The organism is Microbacterium sp. NPDC057741 (assembly GCF_042798735.1).
Lineage (GTDB): Bacteria > Actinomycetota > Actinomycetes > Actinomycetales > Microbacteriaceae > Microbacterium.
Genome location: NZ_JBHVJW010000007.1, coordinates 215739 through 224327, shown reverse-complemented (window position 1 = coordinate 224327; position 8589 = coordinate 215739). Strand labels below are relative to the sequence as shown.

General features: G+C 68.7%; 10 protein-coding genes and 1 pseudogene. 2 read left to right on the top strand and 9 right to left on the bottom strand.

Annotation, left to right across the window (positions count from 1 at the left end):
• Window positions 1-143: 143 nt before the first annotated feature.
• The 6 genes from ACFVDO_RS18850 to infC all read right to left on the bottom strand — a co-directional run bounded on the left by ACFVDO_RS18850 (window position 144) and on the right by infC (window position 4114).
• Window positions 144-1073, bottom strand: coding sequence for a glutamate ABC transporter substrate-binding protein (locus tag ACFVDO_RS18850; RefSeq protein ID WP_378857524.1), 930 nt, complete (start codon window positions 1071-1073; stop codon window positions 144-146).
• 52 nt (window positions 1074-1125) lie between these two features.
• Window positions 1126-1881, bottom strand: a complete 756-nt coding sequence (locus ACFVDO_RS18845; RefSeq protein WP_378857522.1) for an amino acid ABC transporter ATP-binding protein — start codon at window positions 1879-1881, stop codon at window positions 1126-1128.
• 72 nt (window positions 1882-1953) lie between these two features.
• Window positions 1954-2754, bottom strand: a complete 801-nt coding sequence (locus tag ACFVDO_RS18840) for a TrmH family RNA methyltransferase (protein ID WP_378857520.1) — start codon at window positions 2752-2754, stop codon at window positions 1954-1956.
• An 81-nt stretch (window positions 2755-2835) separates the two neighbouring features.
• Complete coding sequence (gene rplT / locus ACFVDO_RS18835) at window positions 2836-3222, bottom strand: 50S ribosomal protein L20 (RefSeq protein ID WP_378857518.1); 387 nt, start codon at window positions 3220-3222, stop codon at window positions 2836-2838.
• Window positions 3223-3252: 30 nt separating this feature from the next.
• Complete coding sequence (gene rpmI / locus ACFVDO_RS18830) at window positions 3253-3447, bottom strand: 50S ribosomal protein L35 (RefSeq protein WP_116243323.1); 195 nt, start codon at window positions 3445-3447, stop codon at window positions 3253-3255.
• Between the two features lie 79 nt (window positions 3448-3526).
• Window positions 3527-4114: a translation initiation factor IF-3 gene (gene infC / locus ACFVDO_RS18825; protein ID WP_378857516.1), complete on the bottom strand. Its 588-nt coding sequence runs from the start codon at window positions 4112-4114 to the stop codon at window positions 3527-3529.
• A 277-nt stretch (window positions 4115-4391) separates the two neighbouring features.
• On the opposite strand from infC, the gene ACFVDO_RS18820 reads away from it, so the two are divergent.
• The gene (locus ACFVDO_RS18820; protein ID WP_378857514.1) at window positions 4392-4796 is read left to right on the top strand and encodes a DUF1844 domain-containing protein; all 405 of its coding nucleotides are present in this window, start codon (window positions 4392-4394) and stop codon (window positions 4794-4796) included.
• Between the two features lie 175 nt (window positions 4797-4971).
• Here ACFVDO_RS18820 and ACFVDO_RS18815 read toward each other — a convergent pair.
• The 3 genes and pseudogenes from ACFVDO_RS18815 to priA form a co-directional block, all read right to left on the bottom strand.
• A pseudogene (locus tag ACFVDO_RS18815) lies at window positions 4972-5647 on the bottom strand (DUF3626 domain-containing protein).
• 111 nt (window positions 5648-5758) lie between these two features.
• Window positions 5759-6553, bottom strand: coding sequence for an SseB family protein (locus tag ACFVDO_RS18810; protein ID WP_378857512.1), 795 nt, complete (start codon window positions 6551-6553; stop codon window positions 5759-5761).
• Window positions 6537-7283, bottom strand: coding sequence for a bifunctional 1-(5-phosphoribosyl)-5-((5-phosphoribosylamino)methylideneamino)imidazole-4-carboxamide isomerase/phosphoribosylanthranilate isomerase PriA (priA, locus tag ACFVDO_RS18805; protein WP_378857566.1), 747 nt, complete (start codon window positions 7281-7283; stop codon window positions 6537-6539). Before priA ends, ACFVDO_RS18810 begins: the two co-directional genes overlap by 17 nt.
• 187 nt (window positions 7284-7470) lie before the next feature.
• On the opposite strand from priA, the gene ACFVDO_RS18800 reads away from it, so the two are divergent.
• Window positions 7471-8580, top strand: coding sequence for an AAA family ATPase (locus ACFVDO_RS18800; protein ID WP_378857510.1), 1110 nt, complete (start codon window positions 7471-7473; stop codon window positions 8578-8580).
• Window positions 8581-8589: the final 9 nt, after the last annotated feature.

Genomic DNA, 8589 nt, shown 5'->3' with positions numbered 1-8589 from the left:
CACCACCCCCACCCCCATAATGCTCTGCGACGGCACCCCCCGGCCCGGCCCCAAACACTCTTGCTTGACAACCAAACCCCCCCCCCCCCCCCCCCGGGGGGGGGGGGGGGGGGGGCCGCCCCCCCCCCCCCCCGACCGGATGATCAGTACGCGTCGACTTCGGGCTGCTCGACCTTGATGCCGGTCGAACCGAGGTTGTTGTCGAAGATCTGCTGCCAGACGTCGTTGCCGTCGGTGAAGAGGTCGTTGATGTGCTTGCGCAGCACGTCGTCACCCTTCGCGAGGCCCACGCCGTACTTCTCGACGGTGAACGGCTCGCCGACGACCTTCAGCTTGTCGGGGTCCTGAGCGGCGTAGCCGATCAGGATCGCCTGGTCGGTGGTGACCGCCTGCACGGTGCCGTTCAGCAGCGCCTCGACACAGGCCGAGTAGAGGTCGAACTCCTTGGTGGGGACCTCCGGGAAGTTGTCACGGATGTTCTGGATCGGGGTCGAACCCGTCGCCGAGCACACCGTGGTGTCCTTGTTCAGGTCCTTCTCGCTCTTGATCGTGTCGTTGTCCGCCGCGACCAGCAGCCCCTGACCGGTGATGAAGTACGGACCGGCGAAGTCGATCTGCTCCTTGCGCTTGTCGGTGATCGAGTAGGTGCCGACGTAGTAGTCGATGTCACCGTTCACGATCGCCTGCTCGCGGTTGGCGGATGCGATCGCCTTGTACTCGACCTTGCTGTCGTCGGAGGGGTCGAAGCCCAGCGAAGCGGCGATCCAGCGCGCGATGTCGATGTCGAAGCCCGAGCGCTCCTGAGTCGTCACATCGAGGTAGCCCATACCGGGCTGGTCCTCCTTGACGCCGATGACCACCTTGCCGCGCTTCTCCATCGCGTCGAAGGTGGGGCTGCCGTCCAGCTTGACGTCCTTGGCGACCGTCCACGGCGTCTTGTCACCGCCGGCGTCTCCCTCGCTGCCCCCGGTGCCGCCGGGGTTGGACGGCGAACCGCTGTTGCACGCCGTTAGGGCGAGCATCGCAGCTGCGACGATGCCGATCGCGGCGAGTGTCTTCTTCGTGCTTCGCATGTGCGTCTCCTTGAGTGCTGTGTGGGGATTCAGGTCGGTCAAGCAGTGACGGTCAGTGGGTGAGCAGCTTGGACAGGAAGTCTTTGGCGCGGGTGCTCTTCGGGTTGGTGAAGAACTCCTCGGGCGTGGCCTCTTCGACGATCTGTCCGTCGGCCATGAACACCACCCGGTCCGCGGCCTTGCGGGCGAAGCCCATCTCGTGGGTGACGACGATCATGGTCATGCCCTCGTGGGCCAGCTGCACCATGACGTCGAGCACCTCGTTGATCATCTCGGGGTCGAGGGCGCTGGTCGGCTCGTCGAACAGCATGGCCTTGGGCTGCATCGCCAGCGCACGCGCGATCGCGACGCGCTGCTGCTGTCCGCCGGACAGCTGAGCGGGGAGCTTGGAAGCCTGCTGCGCGACGCCCACCCGCTCCAGCAGGATCATCGCCTCCTTCTCGGCGTCGGCCTTCTTCATGCCGCGCACCTTGATCGGCCCGAGGGTGACGTTCTCGAGGATCGTCAGATGCGCGAACAGGTTGAACGACTGGAAGACCATGCCGACGTCGGAGCGCAGCTTGGCCAGCGCCTTGCCCTCGGCGGGGAGGACGTCGCCGTCGATGCGGATCTCACCGCTGGTGATGGTCTCGAGCCGGTTGATGGTGCGGCACAGCGTCGACTTCCCCGAGCCCGACGGCCCGATGACCACGACCACCTCGCCTCGAGAGACGGTGAGATTGATGTCCTTCAGCGCGTGGAATTCGCCGTAGTGCTTCTCGACGTGGTCGACCACGACCAGGGCGTCGGCGCCCTTGCTCTCTGCCATTCCTCAACACTATGAGTCGGCACCGACACAGCGCGAGGGCGTAACCGCCCGTTATCGTTTCGTGACCGTGGATCAGGCCCGCTGCGCGAAGGCGCTCTCGTACAGGCAGACGCTCGCCGCCGTCGCCAGGTTCAGCGACTCGGCGCGCCCGAAGATCGGCAGTTTCAGCGTGCGATCAGCCAGTTCCAGGGACTCGTCGTCGAGGCCCCGCGCCTCGTTTCCGAAGAGCCAGCCGCTGGGCTGCGAGAGCACGCCCTCTGCGCGGGCGGCCAGCAGGTCATCGCCCTTCACATCCGCGGCGAGAATCTGAAGTCCTGCCGCATGCGCGCGCTGCACGACGTCGGCGAGGTCGCCCCCGACCGAGACCGGCAGGTGGAACAGCGAACCGGTGGTGGAGCGCACCACCTTCGGGTTGTACGGGTCGACGGTGCGGCCGGTCAGCACCACAGCATCCGCCCCCGCCGCATCCGCGGCGCGGATGATCGTGCCGAGGTTGCCGGGGTCGCGCACCTCCTCGCAGATCGCGATCAGGCGCGGGGAAGCCGCGAAGATGTCCTTCACCGAGGTCGGCGTCTGCCGGGCGACGGCGACCAGGCCCTGAGGGGTGACGGTGTCGGCCATCGCGGAGAGCACGCTCTCGGTGACGAACTCGGCCTCGACTCCGGCATCCTCCGCCATGTCGCGCAGGTCGGCGTGCCTCTCCCAGCTGGTGGGAGTGACGAACAGGTCGACGATCGCCTCCGCACCGTACGTCAACGCCTCACGAACGGCCTGAGGCCCTTCGAGAAGGAACAGACCGGTCTCGGCGCGCGCACTGCGCTTGGTGAGCTTGGCGACGGCACGGACGCGGGGCGAGCGAGGATTCTCCAGCACACGCCCAGTCTAGGGAACCGCGCACGGGAACGCAGAAGGGCGCCTCCCGTTCGGGAGACGCCCTTCATCGATGCCGGATGATCAGGCAGCGGCCTTCGGAGCGTTGACGTCCGAGGGAAGCGCCTTCTTCGCGGTCTCGACCAGCGACGTGAAGGTCGCGGCGTCGGTCACGGCGAGCTCGGCGAGCATGCGACGGTCGACCTGCACACCCGCGAGGCCGAGGCCCTGGATGAAGCGGTTGTAGGTGATGCCGTTCTGGCGGGCAGCGGCGTTGATGCGCTGGATCCACAGGCGGCGGAAGTCGCCCTTGCGCTTGCGACGGTCGCGGTACGCGTAGACGAGCGAGTGGGTGACCTGCTCCTTCGCCTTGCGGTAGAGGCGCGAACGCTGGCCACGGTAACCCGAGGCGCGCTCGAGGATGACGCGACGCTTCTTGTGCGCGTTGACTGCGCGCTTGACTCTTGCCATTTTCGTGTTCCTATCGTGCGTTCGGGCGCGTCAGCGGCCGAGGAGCTTGTTCGCGACCTTGGTGTCTGCCTTCGACAGCACCTGGTCCTGGTTCAGACGGCGGGTGCGACGGCTCGACTTGTGCTCGAGGTTGTGGCGCATGCCGGCCTGCTGCTTCTTCAGCTTGCCGCTGCCGGTGATCTTGAAGCGCTTCTTAGCACCCGAGTGGGTCTTCTGCTTCGGCATCTTCTCTTCCTTCGTGTGGCACCCGTGCGGATGCTGGTGGGGTACCCGCCTGCATACGCGGCGGGAGTTCAGGGGCGGATCACTCCGCGGTGGCGTCCTCGGCGGCGTCGATCGGAGCACCGGTGCGCGCGTCACGAGCAGCCTGCTTCTTCGCGTCGCGAACCGCGTTCTGCTCGGCCTTCGCCTCGGACTTGTTCTTCAGGGGTGCCACGACCATGACCATGTTGCGACCGTCGATCGTCGGGTTCGACTCGACCGTGCCGAACTCGGCGACGTCCTCGGCGAACTTGCGGAGCAGACGGACGCCCTGCTCGGGGCGCGACTGCTCGCGACCGCGGAACAGGATCATGGCCTTGACCTTGTCGCCGGCCTTGAGGAAGCCCTCGGCACGCTTGAGCTTGGTCGTGTAGTCGTGAGCCTCGATCTTCAGGCGGAACCGCACCTCTTTGAGGATGGTGTTCGCCTGGTTGCGGCGCGCTTCCTTCGCCTTCTGCGCAGCCTCGTACTTGAACTTGCCGTAGTCCATGATCTTGACCACGGGGGGCTTCGAGTTGGGAGCCACCTCGACGAGGTCGAGGTCGGCCTCCTGCGCGAGACGCAGCGCCACCTGGATGGCGACGACGCCGATCTGCTCGCCTCCGGGGCCGACGAGGCGGACCTCGGGCACTCGGATGCGGTCATTGGTGCGGGGATCGCTGATGCGGAACTCCTTAGACGTGGGGTTTCGGCCACCGGTCCGTCGTGCGACATTCCGGGCGAAATCGGAGTCTCCCCACCCACCGATGCATCAGACGCACCGGCTTACACACCCTTTCCACCGGCGGAGCCGGCGGGGTGCAGAACCCGGTAGCCTTGAACGGCAAGCGCGGGTGGGAATGAATCCTCTTTCGTGCCGGAGCATGACGCTCCGGAGCCCGCAGAAGTCTACCAGAAGGCACCCCGAAGTGACGATTCCTGCCCAGGACCAGCCCCAGCACCACCACGACGACGCGCGCCACGAGCGCTGGGCGGAGCAGGAAGAGGCGGCGACAGCCGCCACCCGCGACATCGCGGATGTCCCGGCAGTCGAGGTCATCACCACCACTTCCGTGCACCTGATGAGCGCCGCCGCCGTGAAGCTCGGGCTCGCCGACGACCCGGAGAGCCAGCTCGACCTCGACGAGGCACGCAAGCTGATCAATGCCCTCGCCGGGCTGATCACCGCGGGCGCCCCCGAGATCAGCGACGCGCACGCGCGCCCGCTGCGCGACGGACTCCGCTCGCTGCAGCTCGCCTTCCGTGAGGCATCCCCGGTCCCCGACCCGATCGGCAAGGGGCCCGGCGAGAAGTGGACCGGTCCGGTCAGCTGAGTCGGGGGTCGCCGACCGGGAGGCTCCCTGCGCTCGCAGCCCTTCGGCTCGCTGACGCTCGCTTAGGAATCGCGGCTCATTCCTTCCCGCTTCGCGGGCCCCTCCCGATGCTCGCTCCGGGAACCTCCCAGCCGCCTCAAGCCTCGGTCTGACCTCGGCAAGGCAGGGCGGCGATTCAGACGCGTCCGTAGCGGGCGAGCAGATGCCAGACGCGCTTGAGCGTCTGCGGATCGTGATGGCAGGACCGTGCCGCCGCTCCGATGAGGTCAGGCGTCAGCTCCGCCCCCAGCTCCCGGGCCAGCCGCACAGGCTCCGGCCCGCGATAGGTCTCGTCGAGGTCGGCGGTGCGCACCAGGAACCCCGGATGGAATTCGACGGCGCAGCCCAGTCGCTCCGCGGCATCCTGCACGGCGGTTCCCCGGAAGCATGGATCGATGACGATCGCCTCGACGTCGTCTGAGAAGCGGATGCCGCCGTGCACATGCGCCTCGACGTACCGGTCGAGCGGATCGAGATCATCCGCGCGCATCCGAGTGACGAGAAGGTCCACGCCCTCCACCTCGACGACACCGTCGGGCTCGAACACGGAATCCGGATAGCAGAACGTGGTCCGGCCGGTGATCTCCGGGCGCAGCCGAAGGTGAGCCGACCCGAACCGCGTCGCCGGCCCATGGGGGGTCGGCCAGGAGGAGTGCGCCGTAGGCCGGGCGCTCCTCCGCCGGCCGCTCGTCGTAGCGCCCGGAGAACAGGCGGCTCTCCCACCGCCATCGATCCCCGCCCGGGTGGGCTGTCAGTCCGCCGTTGGAGGTTCCGGTCTCGAACTGCGAGCGGTACCTCCCGGTCTCCGCCATCGCCTCGATCACGCTCGAGCCCCGGAAGGGCCAGTCCGGGTGGAAGTGGAGCGCGACGGCCTGTGGCATCCCCTGACTCTAGGTGAGCGGCTTCCCACGCCCGGCCATGTTTCAGGCGGCGTGGGTCAGCTTCACACTCAGGGAGTCGACGAGCACCGCGATGCGATCATCGGCGGCCCAGCGCTGCGCGAGCCTCGCCAGAACAGCGTCCAGGGTCTGCTGGTCCAGGCCGTCGGCGAGCTCGAGTGTCACGATCAGCTCGGGGCCGCGCATCCTGGCATCCGGGTCGCCGGACGAGACGTGCACGTCGATCACGGCCAGCTCGTGCGCGACGCTGGTCTGCAGGGCGGTGAACACCTCGGGTGAGAGGAAACTCGGCTCCCAGCGCTGATCCTGCGCGATCGCCCAGACCGCCGGCCGGCGGAACACGAACTCGGTGTCGGATGCCGGGTCGAGGACGATCAGGTCGGTCTCCTCGCTCGAGGCCGACAGCGCCACGCGCACCGCCTCGACAGGGATCGGCCGCGCCGTGGCATCCCACCGCGACATGGTCTGCACGGAGGAGAACACCGGCTGCACGCGGCGCCCGTCGGGTGCTGCGACCGTGACGATCGAGAGCTCCTGGGTCTTGTCGACCTTCAGGCCCGTGGGCCCGACGCCCTCATCGCCCTTCTCGGCGACCAGCGGCACCAGCACTCGCGCCGAGCGGAACGCGTCGACGACCTCTACCTGGGAGCCGGAACCCGCTCGGAACCGCAGCAGCGCATCCAGCAGTGCGGGATCGGCGGAGCCGTCGTCCGCAGTGTGAGGGTTCGATTCGAAGCTGCGACCGGCCCACGGGACGCCCGCGGAGTCCGCGCTGTTGCCCTCGCCGTGATCGCAGGCGTCCTCAGTCGCCGGCGACATCCAGCGCCTCGGCCAGGGTGAACGCGCCGGCGTACAGCGCCTTGCCGACGATCGCGCCCTCGACGCCGAGCGGCACGAGCTCGCGCAGCGCGGCGATGTCGTCCAGGCTGGCGATGCCGCCCGAGGCCACGACGGGCTTCGGTGTGCGCTGGGTCATCTCGCGCAGCAGGTCGAGGTTCGGGCCGCGCAGCGTGCCGTCCTTGGTGACGTCGGTGACGACGTAGCGGCTGCACCCGGCGTCCTCGAGGCGGTCAAGCACCTCCCAGAGGTCGCCGCCCTCCTTCGTCCAGCCGCGTGCCGCGAGCGTGGTGCCGCGCACATCGAGACCGACAGCGACGGCCTCGCCGTAGCGGGCGATGACGTCGGCGGCCCACTCCGGGTTCTCCAGCGCGGCGGTGCCGAGGTTGATGCGGGAGGCTCCGGACTCGAGTGCGGCCTCGAGACTCGCGTCGTCACGGATGCCGCCGGAGAGCTCGACGCTCACGCCGCGGTACTGCTTGATGACCTTCCGCAGAATACCGGCGTTGCTGCCGCGCCCGAAGGCCGCGTCCAGGTCGACGAGGTGGATCCACTGCGCACCCTGGTCGACCCACTCCCCTGCCGCGTCCACGGGGTCGCCGTAACTGGTCTCGGTGCCGGCCTCGCCCTGGGTGAGGCGCACGGCCTTGCCGCCGGCGACGTCGACCGCGGGGAGCAGGATGAGAGAGGGAGCCTGTGCGAAGTCGTTCATGTCGTCCTTGTTCGGGAAGATCGGATGCCCGAACCCGGGCACGAGAGAAAAGCGTAGCCCGGGCTCCGCGGCGTCTCAAATGGCATGACGCCCGTGGTCGGCGTTCATCCAGGCGCACGCGACTAGCATCGGGGGCGCGTGTGCCCGAGATCCGGCGTGCACGCCCGAGATCACGAGGAGCGTCCGCATGTCCGACCCGCAGTTCGAAGGCGGTGCGGACGCACCCGTACGCGGGCGCTCGGCGTCGACCCTGACGCCGATGCCGTCCGCCCCCGATGTCTCTTCCACGACCGGCGGACCGCGCTACCTGCGCCGCTCCGCCACCGCCGACGCCGAGCGCGGGGATGCCGCGGCATCCGCTCCGCTGCGCCGCGAACGACGCGAGCGCCCCTCGTTCCTGCACCAGGATCGTCGAGACGAGCCTGCTCGCAAGGGCACCCGCGGCGCGCTGAACCGGATCGGCTTCAAGCTCGCGCCCGGTGCGACCGAGCAGGCAGTGCGCGACGACGAGCTGCAGGTCGGCCGGCACTGGCCCGGGCCCCGCACCATCGCGATCGTGAACGGCAAGGGCGGAGCGGGCAAGACCCCTACCACCGCGCTGCTGTCGGCCGTATTCGCCCGATACGGCGGTGCGGGCGTGCTCGCCTGGGACAACAACCAGACCCGCGGAACCCTGGGCTGGCGCACCGAGAGCGGCAGTCACGAGCGCACGCTGCTCGAGCTGCTGCCCGAGACCGAGCGACTGCTCGGCACCGCCGCCCAGTCCGCCGACCTCGCGCAGTTCGTGCATCACCAGCCCCGCGAGAAGTACGACGTGCTGCGCTCGAAGCCGATCCGGCTCGCGCACGAGAACCGTCTGCACCCTGCGGACGTCGATGCGATCCACGCCGTCGCCGCGAAGTTCTACCGCGTCATCCTGATCGACTCCGGCAACGACGAGTCCGACCCGATGTGGCTGCGCATGATCGATCACGCCGACCAGGTGGTCGTCGCCACGACCACGCGCGACGACCACGCCGAGGCCGGGGCGCTGCTGCTGGAGGCTCTCGCAGAGCGCGACGAGCGCTCCGCACGACTCGCCAGGAACTCCGTCGTCGTCGTATCGCAGGCCGATCCGAAGGCGACCGGCGCCGACGTGCAGCAGGTCGTGTCCGGCTACAGGGACCTCGCCCGCGAGGTGGTCAGCGTCCCCTTCGACCACGAGATGGTCGACGGAACCCTCCTGCTCGGCGGGCTTGCTCCCGCCACGCAGCGCGCATGGCTGACCGCGGCATCCGCGGTCGCCCGCGGCCTCTGATCCGCGCGT